14 protein-coding genes are annotated in these 18263 nt (G+C 75.3%); 8 read left to right on the top strand and 6 right to left on the bottom strand.

Annotated elements, in window-relative coordinates; translation table 11 throughout:
* The first annotated feature begins 34 nt into the window (after positions 1–34).
* A complete protein-coding gene (locus ACLQ20_RS10840) occupies positions 35–1024 on the top strand; it encodes a helix-turn-helix transcriptional regulator (RefSeq protein ID WP_327028305.1) in 990 nt (329 codons plus the stop codon).
* An 11-nt stretch (positions 1025–1035) separates the two neighbouring features.
* Here ACLQ20_RS10840 and ACLQ20_RS10845 read toward each other — a convergent pair whose 3' ends face one another.
* Entirely contained in the window at positions 1036–2160 is a 1125-nt protein-coding gene (locus ACLQ20_RS10845) for a hypothetical protein (RefSeq protein ID WP_425855247.1), read from the bottom strand.
* Between the two features lie 146 nt (positions 2161–2306).
* Positions 2307–3656 carry an MFS transporter gene (locus ACLQ20_RS10850; protein WP_425855250.1) on the bottom strand — a complete coding sequence of 450 codons (1350 nt, stop codon included), beginning with the start codon at positions 3654–3656 and terminating at the stop codon, positions 2307–2309.
* Between the two features lie 70 nt (positions 3657–3726).
* Here ACLQ20_RS10850 and ACLQ20_RS10855 point away from each other — a divergent pair, with 70 nt between their 5' ends.
* The 4 genes from ACLQ20_RS10855 (at position 3727) to ACLQ20_RS10870 (ending at position 7126) form a co-directional block, all read left to right on the top strand.
* Positions 3727–4377: a TetR/AcrR family transcriptional regulator gene (locus tag ACLQ20_RS10855; protein ID WP_225852478.1), complete on the top strand. Its 651-nt coding sequence runs from the start codon at positions 3727–3729 to the stop codon at positions 4375–4377.
* 61 nt (positions 4378–4438) lie between these two features.
* On the top strand, positions 4439–5758 hold the full coding sequence (locus ACLQ20_RS10860) for a flavin-containing monooxygenase (protein WP_425855253.1): 1320 nt from the start codon (positions 4439–4441) through the stop codon (positions 5756–5758).
* Positions 5755–6606, top strand: a complete 852-nt coding sequence (locus tag ACLQ20_RS10865; protein WP_425855254.1) for an SDR family NAD(P)-dependent oxidoreductase — start codon at positions 5755–5757, stop codon at positions 6604–6606. The genes ACLQ20_RS10860 and ACLQ20_RS10865 overlap by 4 nt, the downstream gene beginning before the upstream one ends.
* A gap of 10 nt (positions 6607–6616) precedes the next feature.
* Positions 6617–7126, top strand: a complete 510-nt coding sequence (locus tag ACLQ20_RS10870) for an NUDIX hydrolase (RefSeq protein WP_425855256.1) — start codon at positions 6617–6619, stop codon at positions 7124–7126.
* 58 nt (positions 7127–7184) lie between these two features.
* On the opposite strand, the gene ACLQ20_RS10875 is transcribed toward ACLQ20_RS10870, so the two are convergent.
* The 4 genes from ACLQ20_RS10875 to ACLQ20_RS10890 all read right to left on the bottom strand — a co-directional run bounded on the left by ACLQ20_RS10875 (position 7185) and on the right by ACLQ20_RS10890 (position 14362).
* Positions 7185–9410 (bottom strand): glycosyl hydrolase family 95 catalytic domain-containing protein, encoded by a 2226-nt coding sequence (locus tag ACLQ20_RS10875; RefSeq protein WP_425855258.1) that lies wholly within the window; start codon positions 9408–9410, stop codon positions 7185–7187.
* Positions 9407–10465, bottom strand: coding sequence for a LacI family DNA-binding transcriptional regulator (locus ACLQ20_RS10880; RefSeq protein ID WP_425855259.1), 1059 nt, complete (start codon positions 10463–10465; stop codon positions 9407–9409). Before ACLQ20_RS10880 ends, ACLQ20_RS10875 begins: the two co-directional genes overlap by 4 nt.
* Positions 10462–12918: a glycoside hydrolase family 3 C-terminal domain-containing protein gene (locus ACLQ20_RS10885; protein ID WP_425855261.1), complete on the bottom strand. Its 2457-nt coding sequence runs from the start codon at positions 12916–12918 to the stop codon at positions 10462–10464. The genes ACLQ20_RS10880 and ACLQ20_RS10885 overlap by 4 nt, the downstream gene beginning before the upstream one ends.
* Positions 12919–13141: 223 nt before the next feature.
* Positions 13142–14362: an ROK family transcriptional regulator gene (locus ACLQ20_RS10890; protein ID WP_151456475.1), complete on the bottom strand. Its 1221-nt coding sequence runs from the start codon at positions 14360–14362 to the stop codon at positions 13142–13144.
* Positions 14363–14555: 193 nt separating this feature from the next.
* Here ACLQ20_RS10890 and ACLQ20_RS10895 point away from each other — a divergent pair, with 193 nt between their 5' ends.
* The 3 genes from ACLQ20_RS10895 to ACLQ20_RS10905 are packed head-to-tail and all read left to right on the top strand — an operon-like array spanning position 14556 to position 18219.
* Entirely contained in the window at positions 14556–16217 is a 1662-nt protein-coding gene (locus ACLQ20_RS10895) for an extracellular solute-binding protein (RefSeq protein WP_425855264.1), read from the top strand.
* On the top strand, positions 16214–17251 hold the full coding sequence (locus ACLQ20_RS10900) for an ABC transporter permease (protein WP_151456473.1): 1038 nt from the start codon (positions 16214–16216) through the stop codon (positions 17249–17251). The genes ACLQ20_RS10895 and ACLQ20_RS10900 overlap by 4 nt, the downstream gene beginning before the upstream one ends.
* Positions 17248–18219, top strand: coding sequence for a carbohydrate ABC transporter permease (locus ACLQ20_RS10905; protein ID WP_151456472.1), 972 nt, complete (start codon positions 17248–17250; stop codon positions 18217–18219). Before ACLQ20_RS10900 ends, ACLQ20_RS10905 begins: the two co-directional genes overlap by 4 nt.
* The last annotated feature ends 44 nt before the right edge of the window (positions 18220–18263 follow it).

An 18263-nucleotide genomic window follows, 5' to 3' on the forward strand; every position in this document is an offset into this window, starting at 1 on the left:
AGGATGTGTCCGCTTCTGCGGGCACCATGGGGGAATGCCGAAAACTTCCGCACGCCTGCTGGCGTTGCTGTCGCTGCTGCAGGCACGCCGGGACTGGCCGGGAGGGCTGCTGGCCGCGCGGCTGGACGTGAGCGCGCGCACCGTACGGCGCGACGTCGAGCGGCTGCGCGAGCTCGGCTACCCCATCGCGGCCGTCAAGGGACCCGACGGTGGCTACCGCCTCGCCGCCGGCGCGCAGCTGCCGCCGCTGCTGTTCGACGACGAGCAGGCCGTGGCCCTGGCCATCGCGTTGCAGAGCGCCACGACCGCCGGTGCCGGCATCGAGGAAGCTGCGGCGCGCGCACTGCACACGGTCCGGCAGGTCATGCCCGCCCGGCTGCGCCACCGCATCGACATCCTCCAGGTCACCGCCGTCGAGCGGTCCCCGACCCGGGCGGCCCGGCAGGTCGACAGCGGCGTGCTCATGGCGCTCGGCGCCGCCGTGCACGCCCGCGAGGTGCTGCGCTTCGACTACACCCCCGTGACCCCGCCGGAGGCCGACGGCGACGGTGGGCTGCCCGCGCCGCGCCGGGTGCAGCCGCACCACCTCGTCACGTGGGGCGGCCGCTGGTACCTGGTGGCGTGGGACCTCGACCGCGGGGACTGGCGCACCTTCCGCGCCGACCGGATCAGCCCGCGTACCCCCACCGGGCCCCGGTTCACCCCACGTGAGCTGCCCGGGGGTGACGTGGCGACCTTCGTGACCAGCCGCTTCCAGGGCTCCGGGGGCGCCGACGGCTGGCCCTGCCGCGGGGAGGTGATCCTCGACCTGCCGGCCGCTGTGGTGTCCGGGTACCTGCACGACGCGCTCGTCGAGGAACTCGGCCCGCACCGCTGCCGGCTCGTCCTGGGTTCGTGGTCGTGGGTGGGGCTGGCCGCCTCCATCGGCCGCTTCGACGTCGACATCGAGGTCGTCGGCCCGGCCGAGCTCAGGGACGCCTTCGCGCGGCTGGCCCGCCGCTACACCGCCACCGCCCGTGGGTGACCGGAGATAGCTCAGCCGGTCGCGCGGGGGCCCAGGTGGGCCAGGGCGGCGGCGAGGTGGCTGACCTGCTCGGCGAGCTGGGCCGCCCGCCGCTGCGCCTCGTCGCGGTCGGTCTCGGCGGCACGCAGCCGTACGGTCAACTCGGCAGCGCGGCCCTCGGCGGCGCTCGCGGCCTCGCGGGCGGCGGCCAGGTCGGCGCGCAGCGTGTCGTGCCGGCCGGTGAGCGCGGCCAGTTCCGTGCGGGCCTGCTCGGCGGTGGCCTCGGCGCGCCGCCTGGCGGCCTCGGCGTCCCGGTGCGTGGCTTCGGCGCGTTGCCGGGCCGCGTCGGCCTCGGCGGCGGCCGTGCGGGCGGCGTCGGCCTCGGCGCGGGCCTGACCGGCGCGCTCGCGGGCCTGCTCGGCCTCGGCGTGCAGGCGCTGCGCGCGGTCGAGGGCCTCGGTTGCGGCGCGGGTCGCCCGGTCGGCGTCGGCGCGGGCGGCGTCGCGTTCGCCGGTGAGTTCGGTGCCGCGGCGGCGTTCGGCGTCGATCTCGACGCGTAGCGCGCGCAGCTCGTGGCGGGCCGTGTCGCGGTCGCGTTCGGCCTGGGTGCGCAGGGCCTCCGCGGCGCTGGCCTGCTGACGGGCGTCGTCGCGGGCGGCCTCCGCCCGGTCGGCGCGTTCGACGGCGGCCGTGGCCCGCTCGCCGGCGCGCCGGGCCTCGTCGTGGGCGGCGTCGCGTTCGGCGGCGGCGGACCGGACCTCCTCGCGGGCCCGGACGGCGGCCGCGGCGGCGTCCTCGGCGTCGCGGCGGGCCTCGTCGCGTTCGGTCTGGGCCGCCGCGACCTGCGTCGCGGCGTCGGCGCGGGCCTGCGCGAGCTGGCGTTCCACCCCGACCGGGGACAACTCGGCGTGCAGGGCGTCGGCGAGGGTCTCCGCGACCTGCTCCAGCCGGTCGACCGCCTCCCAGGTGCGGGCCACCTGACCGGGCAGGCCGGGGGCGTTGCGGTGCCGCATCCGGCTGTTGCGCGAGGCGCGCTGGCAGGCGCCGTCGTTGTCGCGGCAGTAGCGGAACGGCCGGCCGGCGCCGACGCGCTGCGGCACCTGGCGTCCGCAGTGGGCGCAGGGGCGGGTCTCGGCGGGGGTGGGCTCGGCGTCCATCGAGGGCGGAGTCTACTGCCGGGTCCGGTGGCCACCAGCGGTGCGCCCGCCGCCCCCGGGTCGCCGCGATCCCGGCCCGCCCGACCCGTGACGAAGACGGGTGCGCGACGGCGGCGGACCTGTGACGGGCGGCGGCGGTCGGCCGCTCAGCCGGCCGTGCGGGCCGTGCGGTCCAGGGTGTAGCGGCGTTGCAGCAGCAGCGCGACGAGCATCGCCGCCGCGGGCAGCAGCCCGAAGCCCCAGCGGATCGCGGTCAGCGCGCCGTCGGGCTGCGTGACGCCCTCGCCGGCGGTGGAGGCGACGAACCCGCCCGCGGCCAGGCACAGCGAGTACGCCCACGGGCCCAGCGCCGCGCCGGTGGCCTCGGTGGCCGTCCAGACCCCGGTGTAGGTGCCGGCGGCGCCGCCGCCCGCGCGGATGACGTCGGGCACCATCGAGAACGGCAGCAGTTGCATGCCGGCGAAGGCGACTCCGAGCACCGCGACGGCGGCCACCAGCAGGGGCAACCCGGCGGGACGGCCGACGGCGAGGACCAGCGAGCCGGCCGCGAAGGCGCCCTGGGCGCCCAGCAGCGCCCGCTGCTTGCCGACGCGGCGGGCCAGCACCAGCCACGCCGGGGTGACCAGCAGCGCCGGGGCGACGAACGCGGCCACCAGCACGGTGGTCAGGGCGGGGCGGCCCAGCTCGTACTCGGCGTAGTAGGGCACCGCGGCCAGGACCAGGTGGGTGGTGGTGGACATGGCCAGGTACGCGGCGACCAGCCAACGGAACTGTCGGTCGCGCAGCGCCACGACGAGCGCCCGCCAGCCGCCGCCGTGCGGTGCGGGTGTCGCGGCGGCGGCCCGGCGCAGCCGGGCGATGCCGGCCACGCCGACCAGCATGGCGGCCAGCATCCCGACGGCCAGCAGCACGCCCATCCGCTGGTAGCCGGCCCGGGTGGCGTCCTCGCCGCCGGTCAGCAGGGGCGCCAGCAGCCCGGAGACGAGGATGCCGAGGGTCAGCACCACCATCCGGAAGGCCATCAGCCGGGTGCGCTCGTGGTAGCCGATCCGCAGGTCGGCGGGGGTGGCCAGGTAGGGGACCTGGTAGGCGGCGAAGAGCAGGTTGCCGGCGACGAAGGCGAGCGCCACCCAGGCGGCGGCCGGCGCGCCGGTGAGCCCGCCGGGCACGGCGAACAGCGTGGCGAAGGCCAGCGGCAGGGCGCAGCCGAGCAGCAGCAGCCGGCGCCGGTCGCCCCGGCGGGCCTGTTCGACGTCGCAGCGGTGCCCGATCCAGGGGTGCAGCAGCACGTCGGCGATCTTCGGCAGCAGCAGTGCCAGGCCGGCCAGCCAGGGGGCGACGGCCAGCACGTCGGTGAGGAAGTAGAGCAGCAGCAGGCCGGGGACCGTCACCCAGACGCCCATGCCGAGGGAACCGGCGGCGAAGCCGAGCAACGGCCCGCGGGGCAGGGCGGTGGTGGTGTCCGTACCGGCCGGCTGCTGGTCGAGCCCGGTCATGGCGGCCTCCTCGGCGGGCACGCCGCCCGCAATCCAACGGATGCTGGATTGTAGGGGCAGAATGGCGGCCATGACCATGCCCCGCCGTCGACCCGGGCGGCCCCGCCGCGAGGAGACCCGACCGACCCGGGAGGTGGTGCTCACCGCCGCGACCGCGCTGTTCGCCCGGCGGGGCTTCGACGCCGTCGGGCTGCGGGAGGTCGCGGCGGCCGCCGGCGTCGACGTCGCCACGGTCTCGCACCACACGGGTACGAAGGCGCAACTCTACGACGCCTGCTTCGCGCGGGTCTTCGCCGCCGAGCGGGAGGCGCTCGAGGCGGCGGCCGGGCGCGCCCGGCAGGCCCTGCACAGCGGGCCGGGCGAGGTCCGGCGCGCGCTGCACGACCTGGTGGACGTGTTCGTGGACTTCCTGGAGGACCGGCCCGAGACCACCGCGTTGTGGCTGCGCCGCTGGCTGGAGCCGCAGCGGCACGCCGAACTCGACGAGCGCTACGCGGCGCCGCTGTACCGGCTCGTCGCCGACCTGCTCACCGCCGCCGCGGCGGCCGGGGCGCTGGTCGAGCCGGCGCCGCACGTGACGGTGCGCAGCCTGGTGTGGGCGGTGCACGGGCACGTGGTGGCCCTGGCCGCCGGCGGGGGGTCGCAGGCGCGCGAGCGGCGGGAGTTCCGCGCCTTCGTGCACCGCTTCCTCGACGGGCTGTACGGGCCGGCGACGCCTTGACGTGCCGGCCCGCACCGGGCCATTATCCAACGCACGTTGGATTAAAGGGGAGGAGCCGGCGATGGGTGCACAGCCCCGGGTGGCGGTCATCGGCGCGGGGGCTGCCGGACTGGCCACCCTCAAGGCGCTCGCCGACGTCGGCGTGCCCGCCGTCTGCTTCGAGTCGGCCGACCGCGTCGGTGGCCTCTGGGTGTACGGGACACCCGGCTCGCCCGCGTACCGGACCCTGCACCTGAACACCAGCAAGGTCCGCACCGAGTTCGCCGACCACCCCATGCCGGCGCACTGGCCGGACTACCCCGACCACGCCCGGGTCGCCGGCTGGCTCACCGACTACGCCGACCGGTTCGGGCTGCACGACGCGGTGCGGCTGCGGCACACCGTCGACCGGGTCGAGCGGGGCGGCGACGGCCGGTGGACGGTGCACGCCGACGGACCCGACGGCGGTGTCGAGGTCACCGTCGACGCCGTCGTCGTCGCCAACGGCCACAACCGGGTGCCGAAACCGCCCACCCCCGCCCACCCGGGCGACTGCACCGCCGAGCAGCTGCACAGCCACGCCTACCGGGGCCCCGACCAGCTCGCCGGCCGGCGGGTCCTGGTCGTCGGCGGCGGCAACTCCGCCATGGACATCGCCGTGGACGCCTCGTACGCGGCCCGGCGCACCCTGCTGTCGTTGCGCCGGGGCGTCTGGGTGGTGCCGAAACACCTGCTCGGCCGCCCGTCGGACACCCTCAACGGCGCCCTGGCCCGCAGGTTGCCGTGGCGGCTGCGCCAGCGCATCACCGAACGGATGCTCGCCGCGACCGTCGGCGCGCCCACCCGCTACGGCCTGCCCGCCCCCGCGCACGGCTTCCTCCAGGACCACCCGACGCTGTCGGACGGGCTGCTGTCCCGGCTGACCCACGGCGAGATCGAGCCCCGCCCCGGCATCGCCGGCTTCGACGGCGACCGGGTCACCTTCACCGACGGCCGCGTCGACGAGGTCGACCTGGTCATCTGGTGCACCGGCTACCGGGTCGAGATCCCGTTTCTCGACCCGGCGCTGCTTGGCGACGGGGCGGACACCCTGCCGCTGTACCGGCACGTGTTCCACCTCGACGCGCCCGGGCTGGCGTTCGTCGGGCTGATGCAGTCCACCGGTGCGGCGTTCCCGCTGGTCGAGGCGCAGGCCAAGCTGGTCGCGGCGCAGCTGTCCGGCCGCTACGAGCTGCCCGAGCCGCACCGACAGCGCGCCGCCTGCCGGGCCGAACTGCGCGCCGCCACCGCCCGGTGGGGGCAGCGCCGGCCCGCCATGCGGGTGGACTTCGACGCTTACCTGGCCGAGCTGAGGCGGGAACTGGCCGCCGGCACCCGCCGCGCCCGCGGAGCCGCGGCATGAGCGGGCTGGCGGGTCGTCGGGTACTGGTCACCGGGGCCAGCGGCACCTTCGGCCGGCACCTGTGCGCCGCGTTCACCGCCGCCGGGGCACGCGTCGTCGGCATCGACCGCCAACCGGGCACCGTCGCCGTCGACCACGACCCGGGCGAGGGCGAGGGCGTGCCGGTGCTCGGCTGCGACCTGACCGACCCGGCCGCCGTGGCACCCACGGTCGCCGCCGCCGTGGACCGCCTCGGCGGGCTGGACCTGCTGGTCAACAACGCCGGCGTCGGCGGACCCGCCCCGGCCGAGCTGCCGCCCGACGAGGTGGTGCGCCAGCAGCTGGAGGTGAACCTGCTCGCCGCCTGGCGCACCACCGCCGCCGCGCTGCCCGCCCTGGAGGCCGCCCGCGGCCGGGTGGTGTTCGTCGCCAGCCGGATGGCCCTGCTGCCGTTGCCGCTGGCCGCCGCGTACGGGGTCAGCAAGCGGGCCCTGGTCGCCTACGCCGACGCGCTGCGCCACGAGGTGGGCACCCACGTCGGGGTGAGCGTCGTCTACCCGAGCATGGTCGCCTCACCGATCCACGACAGCACCGCCGACGCCGGCCTGTCCCTGAACGGGGTGTCCCGCCCGGAACCGGTGGCGGGGGTCGTCGCCGCGATCCTGCGCGCCGCCACCGCCCGGCGGTCGCCCCGGGACGTGGCCACCACCCGGCGCGGGCGCCTCGAACTGGCCCTCGCCCGGCACGCGCCGACGCTGGCCGACCGGCTCGTGCGCCGTACCGTCGCCGCCCGGGTCGCCGCCGGCGACCTGGACGCCGCGCCGCTGGCCGCCGGGATGCTGCGCCGGCACCGCGACGCCACCGGCTAACGTGGCCGGCGTGGCCATCTCCCCGTACGTCGCCCGGCTGCGCGCCCACGTCGGTCACGACCTGCTCCTGCTGCCCGGGATCAGCGCGGTCGTGCGCGACGACGCCGGACGGGTGCTGCTGGCCCGGCGCGCCGACAACGGCCGCTGGTCGGTGCCCGCCGGCCTCATCGACCCCGGTGAGCAACCCGCCGACGCGGTAGTGCGGGAGGTGTACGAGGAGACCGGCGTGCACGTGCGCGTCGACGGGGTCGCCGGCGTCGCCACCCACCCCGTCGTCTACCCCAACGGCGACGTCTGCGAGTACCTGAACGTGTGGTTCCGGTGCCGGGCGGTGGGCGGCGAGCCGCGCGTCAACGACGACGAGTCCACCGAGGTGGCCTGGTTCGACCCTGCCGACCTGCCGGAGATCAACGAGTGGGCGCGGCTGCGCGTCGACACGGCGCTGCGCGAGGACGCCCCCGTCTGGCACGCCGCTCCCGGCGAGCGGCATCCGGCGCTCGACCGGCCCGACGCGCTCTGACCGCCCGTCGGCGCAGGGCGTGCGGAGGCGGCCCCCGGATCTCGACGCCGAGCGCCGCTCATCCGGGGGCGTCGAAGGCCACCTCGACCGGCGTCGCCGCGGCCAGGTCCACGTCCCGCTCGCCGTACGGGCTGCGCACGGTCACCCGCTGGGCCACGGCGGAGCACAGCCGGGCCCGGACCCGGCCGGCCGACCAGACCAACTCCTCGACGCCGACGCGGCCCCGGCAAACCACCCCGCGCAGCACCCCCGCGTCCAGGCCCGGCAGTGCGGCCGGCAGCAGCCGCAGCAGCCCCGGGCGGGACTGCACCAGCGACTCGATCAGCACCGCCGGCAGGGCGTGCGCGGCGTCGGCGTTGTACGTCACCAGGCCCGGGTTGTGCGCGCTCATCAGGGACCGGAAGAACATGTCGTTGCCGACGATCTTCAGCAGGTTCGCGGCGGTCAGCGCCCCGTCGTGCAGCCGGGCGGCGGCCAGCGCCCGGTGCAGGCTGCCGTGCGCGGAGAGGTTCTCGTCGCCGCGCAGCGTCAGCGCCCGGTGCGCGGCCCGGGCCAGCTCGGGGGTGTCGTCCGGGTTGATCTCGTCCAGCGGCCACACCGGGTAGAGGTGGCTGACGTGACGGTGGTCGTCGTCGCCGTGGTAGCCGGGCCACGCCCACTCGGCCAGCGCCCCGCGCCCGTCCACCCGGTACGCGGGCAGCCGCCCCAGCAGCCCCGCCCACCGGTCCGAGCCGGTCACCTCGGCGGCGGTACGCAGGGCGTGCCGGGCGGCGGCGATGTCCATCGTGGCGTTCACCGCCACGTGCACCGCCCGCCCCCGCTCGTCGTGCGGGCCGGTCTCCGCCGAGTACGACGGCACCACGACCACCGTGCCCGCCTCGTCGGTGACGGTGAGCAGGTCCGCGAAGAAGTCCGCCACCTCCGCCAGCCAGCCGGCCAGTTCCCCGAGGGGCGCACCGGTCACCAGGTGCTGCTCGTGCAGCGGGTGCAGCAGCCAGTCCGCGCCGGGCAGCCACGCGGCGAAGGGCCAGTCCTCGTGCAGGTGGAACAGGTGGCCGTGCTCGCCGTCGGTGCGGCTGGGCGCCAGCAGTCCCCGGGCCCCGTAGATCGCCCGCGCGTTGCGCCGCCAGTCGTCGACCTGGCCGCGTACCAGGTTGGCGTGGGCCTCGGTCACCTCCGGCAGGGCGCCGACGTTCGCGCCGGCCAGTTGCAGGTTCAGGTTGGCGTCGGTGGTGAAGTCGCCCGCCCAGGCGGCGTCCCACGAGCCGAGCCACAGCCCGGTCAGCCGGGGCGGCAGGACACCGCTGGAGCTGAGCAGCAGGTACCGGCCGGCGTGGAACAGCCGCTCCAGCAGGGCCGGCCGCAGCGTGCCCGCGTCGGCGTCCTGCGCCGCGAGCAACTCGCCCACGGGCAGTTCCCGCTGTGCGTCCGGCACCCGCAGGTCCAGGCTCACCCGTCCGTAGGCGCGGCCGTGCAGCGCGACGTGCCGGGCCAGCAGGGTCTCGTAGTCGTCGCCGGTGTGGGCCGCCAGCCGCTCCTCCAGCTCGCCGGTGCGCCACGGCGGCGTGTCGGGGCGGTCGAGCGCCGTGGTCAGCAGCGCCGGGCCGCGCATCGCCACCCGGTCGTCGCCGAGGACCGTCACGTCGCCGCGCAGCAGGGTGAGCCCCTCGAAGCCGTACGCGCCGCCCGCGTCGGGGTAGCGGCCCCGCACCCGCAGGAAGACCAGCTCCCCCCGGCGGTACGCGGCGACGGTGTAGCGCACCGGATCCGGCCGGCCCGGCAGGTCCCCCGTGACGCCCACCTCGCAGGTGCCCGCGTCGACGTGGGTGACCACCAGCGCGTCGGCCCGGGAGACGAACGAGCGTCGCCGGCCGCCGGCCCACTCGACGACGACCTCCCCGGTGGTGAACTCGGTGCGGCGCCGGTAGTCGTCGACGGGGCCGGGCGCCACGGCGTCGACGGTGAGGGCGAAGCCGGGATGGAACGACTGCGTCCAGCGCAGCACGCCGTCGCCGGCGAGCAGCCGGCTGGCCTCGGCGCGCCGGTCGGCGAGGATCAGCTCACGGACGCGGGGCAGCAGGGCGGCCAGCTCGGGCGGCCGGGCGTGGCGGGTGCCGTTGGGCAGGACGAAGCGGTGGTGGTTGACGATGATGCGTTCGGCGTGCGGCCGGCCGTACACCATGATCCCGGCCTCGCCGTTGCCGGAGAGGAACGCGTCCTCCCAGCGCTCGGCGGGGGCGGTGTCGACGATGCGGTGCGCGGCGGGGGACGGTCCGGCCGTCACCGGCCGGCCCTCGCCGCCGGGGCGGGGGCGGCGGTGCTGCCGCGTACCGTCAGCCGGGGCGGCAGCAGGGTGACCTCCGGCACCGCCTCGCCGTCGAGCTTGCGCATCAGCAGCGACACGGCCTGCATGCCGATCTCCTCGGCGGGGACGGGCACGGCGGTGAGCATCGGGCTGGCCTGCTCGGCGAAGCGGTCGGGGCAGACGGCGACCACCGACACGTCCTGCGGCACCCGCCGGCCCAGCGCGGGCAACGTGGCCAGCACCGGGTCCACGGCGGCCTCGTTCTGTACGATCAGCCCCGACACGTCGGGGTGGCGTTCCAGCAGGTCGGTGAGGGTGCGGCGCACGGCTGCCGCCCCCTCCTCGCAGGGCAGCGCCACCGCGTCGACGCCGTGCTCGGCGGCGGCCTCGACGACGCCGGCGCGGGTGCGGTGCGCGAAGCCCGTGCCCCGGTCGTAGACGGCGGCGGGCGCGCCGAGCAGCGCCACGCGCCGGTGCCCCAGCCCGGCCAGGTGCGCGACGCAGGCCCACCCGGCCCGGTGGAAGTCCAGGTCCACGCAGGTCAGGCCGGTGGCGTCGGCGGGCAGGCCGATGAGCACGCTGGGCCGGGCCAGCGCCCGCAGCAGCGGCACCCGCGGGTCGTCCAGCTCCACGTCCATCACCAGGACGCCGTCGACCAGGGCGGTGGCGGCGACGCGCCGCAGGCCGGCGGGCCCCTCGTCGGAGGTGACCAGCAGCACGTCGTGGTCGAAGCGGCGGGCGGTGGTGACCACGGCCATGGCGAACTGCATCACCACGGGCACCTGCATCCCCGCGCGCAGCGGCAGGACCAGCGCGATCACGTTGGCCCGCCGGCTGGCCAGGGCCCGCGCCCCGGCGTGCGGGTGGTAGCCGAGCGACCGGATGCTGGCCAGCACCCGGTTGCGGGTGACCTCGGAGATGACGCGCTTGCCGCTGAGCACGTACGACACGGTGCTCACCGCGACCCCGGCGTGCCGGGCGACGTCGGCGATGGTGGGCTGCCCGGGCGACGGGCGCCCCCGCGCCCCGCTCACCGCGCCCGCCCCGACGCCGGCACGGCCGCCCGGCCGTCGCCCGCCGCCTCGTCGCCGCGTACGGCGAGGGTGCCGACCAGCCGCACGTCGCGCGCGGAGCGCCCGACGAGGACGGTGTGGGTGGCGTCCTCCACCACCCGCCGGCCCCGGGTCTCGTCCCACCAGCTCAGCTCGGCGGTTCGCAGCCGCAGCCGGACCACCTGCCGCTGCCCCGGCGCGAGGCTGATCCGGGCGAAGTCCCGCAGCTGGCGCAGCGGCTGCTTGACGCGGGAGCGGCGCTGGCGCGTGTAGAGCTGCACGACCTCCTCGCCGGGGCGGTCGCCGGCGTTGGTGACCTCGACGCTCACCTCGACCTCCTCGCCGGCGGTGGCCTCGTCGACGCTCAACCGCAGGCCGGCGTACTCGAAGCGGGTGTAGCTGAGCCCGTGGCCGAACGGGTACAGCGGGTCGCCCCGGTGGTACAGGTAGGTGGCGTCGGAGCCGATCACGTCGTAGTCGAGCAGGTCGGGCAGTTCGGCGGCGTCGGCGTACCAGGTCTGGGTGAGCCGGCCGCCGGGCTCGGCGTCGCCCAGCAGCACGTCGCCCAGGGCGGTGCCGTGCTCCTGGCCGCCGTGCGCCGACCAGAGCACCGCCGGCAGGTGCCTCTCGGCCCACCCGACGGCGTACGGGTAGCTGCTGGTCACCACCAGCACCGTGCGCGGGTTGGCGGCGTGCACCGCCCGCAGCAGCGTCTCCTGGCCGGTGGGCAGGGCCAGGTCGACGCGGTCCTCGGTCTCCCGGCCGTTGACCATCGGGTGGTTGCCCAGCGCCACCACCGCCACGTCGGCTTCGGCGGCCAGGGCGGCGGCCTCGGCGGCCCCGTCGGCCAGCAGCTCCACCGTGAAGCGGGTCGCGTCGCCCGGGGTCGGGGCGTCGGCGCGCAGCCGCCCGTCCGCGTCGACGGCGACGTACCGGTCGGTGGCGAGGTGGTGCAGCAGCACCGTGCCGTCGGGGCCGTCGTGGAAGCGGAACGTCTCGCGTACCACCCAGCCGCCCGGTCCCGGGCGGTCGTTGGCGAGTGCGCCGGCCTCGTCGGCTCCGACGTGCCGACCGTTGCCCGCGGCGCGCAGCGCCACCACGTCGCGTCCCCAGTCGAAGACGTCGAACCCGGTGGCGTCGGCGCCGACGGTCAGCGGGCCGCCGTCAGGGCTGTCCGGGCAGCCGACGTAGCGCCCGCCGACGAGCAGCGCGATCCGGTCGGTGCCGGGGTGGGTGGTGACAGTGGACAGTCGCTCGGCCAGGCCCTGGTACGCGGTCACCGCGTACGGCAGGGTGCCGCTGTACCAGTCCTCGTATACGGCGTCGGCCAGCGGGCCGAGCACGGCCACCCGCAGGCCCGCGTCGGTCAGCGGGAGCAGCCCGTCGTTGCGCAGGAGCACGATCGACTGGCGGGCGGCCTCGCGGGCCAGGTCCCGGTGCGCGGGGCGGTCGACGGCGTCCAGCGCGACGCCGGCGAAGGGGTCGTCGCGCGGCGGGTCCAGGTCGCCGAGGCGGACCCGGACGGCGAGGATCCGCCGGACGGCGCGGTCCACGTCGGACCCGGTGATCAGCCCCCGGTCCAGCGCCTCGGTCAGTCGCGCGACGGTCGGGGCGCTGTCGGCGTCGTCCTCGGTGAAGCTGTCGATCCCGGCGCGCAGGGTGGCGGCGAAGCCGCTGACGTGGTCGGGCAGGTGGCCCTGCACCCCGGCGATGTTGGTCACCGCGCCGGCGTCCCCGACGATCAGCAGTTCCTCGGGCGTCCAGCGGCGCAGTTCGTTCTCGATGAGCGGGCTCAGGTGCGCGGGCACGCCGTTGACCAGGTTGTAGGAGGCCATCACGGCGACGGCCGCGCCGGCGGCGAGGGGGGCGCGGAAGGCGGGCAGCTCGTACTCGTGCAGCACCCGGGGGGAGAGGTCGCTGGAGGTGGTGGCCCGGTCGGTCTCGTTGTTGTAGGCGAGGAAGTGCTTGACCGTCGGCGCCGTACGCAGCCGCTGCGGGTGGTCGCCGCGCAGTCCCTGGGCGTACGCGGTGGCGAGCCGCCCGGTCAGCCACGGGTCCTCGGACCAGCCTTCCTCGTTGCGTCCCCAGCGGGGGTCGCGCAGCGGGTTGACCACCGGCGCCCAGACGTTGAGGCCGACCCGCTCGGGGTCGGCGTGGTGCTTGGCGCGCACCTCGTCGCCGACGGCGGCGCCGACGGCCCGGACCAGCTCGGGGTTCCAGCTGCTGGCAAGCCCGACCGCCTGCGGGAAGACGGTGGCCTTGCCGAGCCAGGCCACCCCGTGCAGCGCCTCGGTGCCGGTGCGGAAGGGGGGTAGGCCGAGGCGGGGCACGGGCGCCTGCCACTGGTGCAGCAGGCCGAGCTTCTCCGGCAGGGTGAGCCGGTCCAGCAGGTCGTCGACGATGGCCTGCGGGGAGGGGGCGGGGTGGTCGGTCATGGTCGGGTCGCCTTCCGTGGGTCCGCGTCACGACCGTGTCGAAGCGCTTCGACGAACGGTGGCGCGAGCGGCGTCGCGGTGGGGGTGGCGGCCGCCGGCCCGGAAGCGTTGAAGCGCTTCGACGACTGCGCGAGACATGCCGCCCCGGGTGCCCGAGCCACAGGGCGGCGGTTCGAGGTTGGCACCCCGCGCCGGTCCGGTCAAGGCCCGCTGGCCCCGGGGGTCACGCCGCGGGGAGCCGACCCGACTCGACGGCGGCGAGCGAGGCGGTGGCGCCACCGAGCGCGGTGGCCGCCGAGTCCAGGGTGGAGGCGTCCAGCAGGCAGCCGCCGGCCTGCGGAGCGTGGGTCCGCGCGGCGAACTCCGTGCGGGCCGCCGGCAGCAGCCACGGGGCCAGGGTCGCGAGGTGTCCGCCGACCACCACGGCCTGCGGGTTGAGCAGGTTGGCCAGGACGGAAGCGGCGTGCCCGAGCCGGCAGCCGACGTCGGCCAGTCCGGCCAGGACGCCGGGGTCGCCCTGGCGGGCCAGCGCCTGGATCCGTTCGATCTCCGGCAGGAAGTCGGTGACCGGCCCGTCCTGCTGGGTGTCGGGCAGCAGGCGGCCGACCACCGCCGGCAGCCCGGCGTACGCGGCCAGGCAGCCGCGCCGCCCGCACCCGCAGGCGGGACCGGCCGGGTCGAGCGTCAGGTGCCCGATCTCGCCCGCGAATCCCCGTCCGCCGCGCAGCAGCCGGCCGCCGGCGACGATCCCCGCGCCGACGGAGGCCCCGCCGGTGAGGTGGACCAGGTGGGCGGCCCCGGCGTACGCGCCGTGGCGGTGCTCGGCGAGGACGGCGAGGTTGGCGTCGGTGTCGACGTCGATGGTGAGACCGGGCTCGCGCAGTGCGGCGCGCAGGTCGGCGGCGAGGGGCACGTCCCGCCAGCCGAGCGCGGTGGCCCGGGGAACGGCGCCGTCGGCGTCGACGAGGCCGGGCACGCCCACGGTCAGGCCGAGCACGCGGCGGTCCTGCCCGGTCAGCCGGGTGATCGCCCGCCGGGCCAGGGCCGCCAGCGCGCGGACCGTCTCGGCGGGGGAGGACGTCGGCGCGGCGAAGGCACGCCGCCAGGTGAGCAGCCGGGCGCCGGCCAGGTCGACGGCCACCACCACCAGTTCGTCGGCGGCGATCTGCATGCCCAGGGCCGCGTACGGGGCGCCGTCGAGGACGAGCATGGTCGCGGGGCGTCCGACCCGGTTCTCGGTCAGCCCGGTCTCGCGCAGCAGCCGCCGTTCGATCAGCTCGCCGACCAGGCTGGACACAGTGGCCTTGTTCAGGCCGGTGTGCGCCGCGATGTCAGCCCGGGAGCAGGGGGCGTGGCGGCGGACGTGCCGCAGCACGACGGCCCGGTTGGCCGTACGGACGTCGCCGAGGTCGCTCGGCCGCGGTTCGCTGTGGCTGCTGATCACGATCTGTCCGCTCCCTGGGCGACGGTGCGCGATCCCGGTGGTGCCGCGCGCCCCATCATCGCGTACGTGGCGGGTGCCGCTGTCTTGTGGGACGGATCACCGTCGATTAGTTTGTTTGGCTAGAACCCCAACTAATTCTAGCCGGACACGAACGGTCCGCGAAACCGTTATCCGATGACGAAGGGAGTGCGCCGTGAAGCCGTCCCTGCCGGGCGTATCCACCGACCGACGGTCCCTGCTGCGCCTGCTCGGCCTCGGCGCCGCCACGACGATGGGCGGCGCCACCCTGGCCGGTTGCAGCAAGGAGGCCGGGAGCAAGGGCAGCGCCACGAAGGGCGACGCCATCCGGTCGGTGCTGCCCGCCCACAAGCCGGCCGAGTTGCTCAAGCCCGACATCGTCGGGGAAGGGCCGATCCCCGACGGCTACCTCAGCTACCCCCGCAGCCTGGTCGACGCCGTCACCGAGCAGCCCGGCCGGGGCGGCCCGGCGATCCGCAGCATGAGCCCGTGGTGGGGGCCCACCCCGCCGACGCTGGGCCGCAACTCCTACCTGGCAGCGGTCAACGCCAAGCTGGGCGTGGACCTGGACCCGAGCCTGCAGGACGGCACGACCTACGCCGACAAGCTCAACGCGATGCTCGGCGCCCGCGACGTGCCCGACCTGCTCATGGTCCCCAACTGGGAGGTCGACAAGGTCGCCCGGTTCTCCGACGCCGTCAAGGCGCTGTTCGAGGACCTCACCGACCACCTCAAGGGCGACAGCGCCGCGAAGTACCCGTACCTCGCCGCGCTGCCCACCGGCGCGTGGGAGTACTCGGTCTGGGCCGGCCGGCTCTACGCCGTGCCGTACCCCACCGACGGGGTGTTCGCGTGGGCGCTGTTCCACCGCAAGGACCTGCTCGACAAGGCCGGCCTGACCGCGCCCACCTCGCCGGAGGAGCTGCACGAGCTGGGCAGGAAGCTCACCGACCCGGGCAAGGGGGTGTGGGCGTTCGGCAGCATCTTCGACATGGTGCAGCAGTTCTTCGGCTGCCAGCAGACCTGGCGCAAGAAGGCCGACGGCGGCCTGGAGCACAAGTTCGAGAACCCGGGCTTCCGCGCGGCCCTGGAGTTCACCGCGAAGCTCTTCGCCGAGGGGCTGGTGCACCCCGACACGGTGGCCAGCAAGGGCGCCGACGAGAAGCAGCTCTTCAAGGCCGGCAAGATCATGATGTTCCAGGACGGGCTCGGCGCGTGGCAGGGCCTGCAGGGCGAGCAGTCCAAGATCCTGCCGAGCTTCGACATGCAGCCGCTGCCGGTGTTCGGCGCGGCCGGCGCTCAGCCGGTCATCTGGGGCAGCGAGAAGCCGATCTTCTTCACCTTCGTGAAGAAGGGCGTCGGCGCGGAGCGCGTCGACGAGCTGCTGCGGGTGCTCAACTGGTGCGCCGCGCCGTTCGGCAGCCGCGAGTTCGAGCTGCGCGAGTACGGCGTGGAGGGCAAGCACTTCACCCGGGGCCCCGACGGCAGTCCGCTGCCCAGCGACCTCGGCCGCAAGGAGTTGGGCGGCCAGTACAACTTCTGCCGGGTGCCGGTGAAGGTGAAGAGCAGCGACACGCCGAACTACGTCCAGCAGTACCTGGACTACTACAAGAAGAACATCGGCCTGCTGGAGAAGGACCTGTTCGCCGGGATCAAGCTGGAGCTGCCGGCCAACTGGTCGAAGATCATCCAGCCGACGGAGGACAAGATCCGCGACATCCTGCGCGGCCGTCGCCCGATCAGCGACCTCGACCAGGTGACGAAGGAGTTCCTCGCCTCCGGCGGTGAGGAGGGGCGCGCGTTCCACGAGAAGGCGCTCGCCGACAACGGCCGATGAGCGGCCCGGGCACCGCCGGCGCGGTCGACGCGCCAGCGGACCACCGCCCGGCCCGGCCCGGCCGTCGGGGCCGGGCCGCCGGTCGTACGCCGCCCGTCCGGCCCCGGCGTACCCTGCGGGACCGGCTGCGCCGGGACTGGCCGCTGCTGGCCATGACAGCGCCCGCCGCGTGCCTGTTGCTGGTCTTCCACTACCTGCCGACGCTGGGCAACGTCATCGCCTTCCAGGACTACAACCCGTTCGTCGGCGACGACCCGCTCGAGGCGTTCCTCTACAGCGAGTGGATCGGCTTCGGCAACTTCGAGGCGCTGTTCGTCGACCCGCTGTTCTGGGACGCGGTCCGCAACACCCTGACCATCACCGCGTTCCAGCTCGTCTTCTTCTTCCCGCTGCCGATCATGTTGGCGATCCTGCTCAACAGCCTGGTCTCCGGCCGGGTGCGGGGCTTCGTGCAGAGCGTCGTCTACCTGCCGCACTTCTTCAGCTGGGTGCTGGTGGTCACGTTCTTCGTGCAGATGCTCGGCGGCGCGGGCCTGCTGGCCCAGGAGATGCGCGAGGCCGGCATGCAGCCCTGGGACGTGATGACCAACCCGGACACCTTCATCGTCCTGGTCACCGCCGAGTCGGTGTGGAAGGACGTCGGCTGGGGCGCGATCGTCTTCCTGGCCGCGCTGTCCGCGATCGACCCCAACCTCTACGAGGCGGCGGCGGCCGACGGGGCCGGCCGGTGGCGGCGGCTGTGGCACATCACCCTGCCGGGCCTGCGTCCGGTGATCGTGCTGCTGCTCATCATGCGGCTGGGCGACGCGCTGTCGGTCGGCTTCGAGCAGTTCATCCTGCAACGCGAGGCGGTCGGTCGGGAGGCCGCCGAGGTGCTGGACACGTTCGTCTACTACCAGGCCATCAGCACCCAGCAGTGGGGTCTCGGCGCCGCCGCCGGCCTGTTCAAGGCAGTGGTGGGGCTGGTCCTCATCCTCGCCGCCAACAAGGTGGCGCACCGCTTCGGCGAGCAGGGGGTGTACGCAAGATCATGACCGCACAGCTCAGTGGCGTCGGCCCCGTGTCGGCGCGCCCGACACCCGATCCCCTGCCCAGGCGGCGGCGGTCCCAGCGACCCGCCTGGGAGGAACCGCCCACGCCGCTGGGCACGCTGGCCAAGGGAGCGGTGCTCACGGCGCTCGTCGCGGCCGTGCTCGTGCCCATGTGGGCGGTGCTGGTGACCAGCCTCGCCTCGCGCAGCACGATCGACGAGGCCGGCGGGATGGTGATGGTGCCCCGCGAGATCGACCCGTCGGCGTACATCACCATCTTCAGCGGCGGGCAGATCACCCAGGCCGTGTGGATCAGTACGCTGGTCACCGTCCTCGGTACGACCGTGAGCCTGGTGCTCACCGTCCTCGCCGCGTACGGGCTGTCCCGGCCCGGGTCGGTGGGGCACCGGGGGTTGCTCTTCTTCTTCCTGCTGACCTTCCTGATCTTTCCCGGCCTGGTGCCCAGCTACCTCGTGGTCACCGGCCTGGGGCTCAAGGACAGCATCTGGTCGCTGATCCTGCCCAGCGCGATCAGCGTGTTCAACCTGGTGGTGATCCGGGCGTTCTTCATGAACGTCCCCGGTGAGCTGCTCGACAGCGCCCGCATCGACGGCGCGGGGGAGTTCCGCATCCTGTGGCGCATCGTGCTGCCGCTGTCCAGGGCGGTGATCGCCGTCGTCGGTCTCTTCTACGCCGTCGGCTACTGGAACGCCTACTTCAACGCGGTGCTCTACATCGACGACAACGACAAGTTCCCGATCCAGCGGGTGTTGCAGAGCTACATCCTCGCCGGCCAGTCGCCGAACGTGTCCGGGGCCGCGGTGAGCCTGCCGGGCATCAGCGCGTACCCGCCGACCCTGGCGGTGAAGATGGCGGTGGTGATGGTGACCGTCGTGCCGGCGGTGATCGTCTACCCGTTCGTGCAGCGGCACTTCACCAAGGGTGTGATCACCGGCGCGGTGAAGGGCTGACCGGGCCCGCGCGGCGCCCGACCCCTGACGGGTCGGGCGCCGCT

Source organism: Micromonospora sp. DT46 (genome assembly GCF_049841735.1).
GTDB lineage: Bacteria > Actinomycetota > Actinomycetes > Mycobacteriales > Micromonosporaceae > Micromonospora > Micromonospora reichwaldensis.

Bases quoted from the DNA above. Each gene is read 5' to 3' on its own strand.
- ACLQ20_RS10855 (WP_225852478.1), top strand. From the start codon at position 3,727: ATGACCATGCCCCGCCGTCGACCCGGGCGGCCCCGCCGCGAGGAGACC.
- ACLQ20_RS10860 (WP_425855253.1), top strand. From the start codon at position 4,439: ATGGGTGCACAGCCCCGGGTGGCGGTCATCGGCGCGGGGGCTGCCGGA.
- ACLQ20_RS10865 (WP_425855254.1), top strand. From the start codon at position 5,755: ATGAGCGGGCTGGCGGGTCGTCGGGTACTGGTCACCGGGGCCAGCGGC.
- ACLQ20_RS10840 (WP_327028305.1), top strand. From the start codon at position 35: ATGCCGAAAACTTCCGCACGCCTGCTGGCGTTGCTGTCGCTGCTGCAG.
- ACLQ20_RS10850 (WP_425855250.1), bottom strand. From the start codon at position 3,656: ATGACCGGGCTCGACCAGCAGCCGGCCGGTACGGACACCACCACCGCC.
- ACLQ20_RS10900 (WP_151456473.1), top strand. From the start codon at position 16,214: ATGAGCGGCCCGGGCACCGCCGGCGCGGTCGACGCGCCAGCGGACCAC.
- ACLQ20_RS10845 (WP_425855247.1), bottom strand. From the start codon at position 2,160: ATGGACGCCGAGCCCACCCCCGCCGAGACCCGCCCCTGCGCCCACTGC.
- ACLQ20_RS10905 (WP_151456472.1), top strand. From the start codon at position 17,248: ATGACCGCACAGCTCAGTGGCGTCGGCCCCGTGTCGGCGCGCCCGACA.
- ACLQ20_RS10885 (WP_425855261.1), bottom strand. From the start codon at position 12,918: ATGACCGACCACCCCGCCCCCTCCCCGCAGGCCATCGTCGACGACCTG.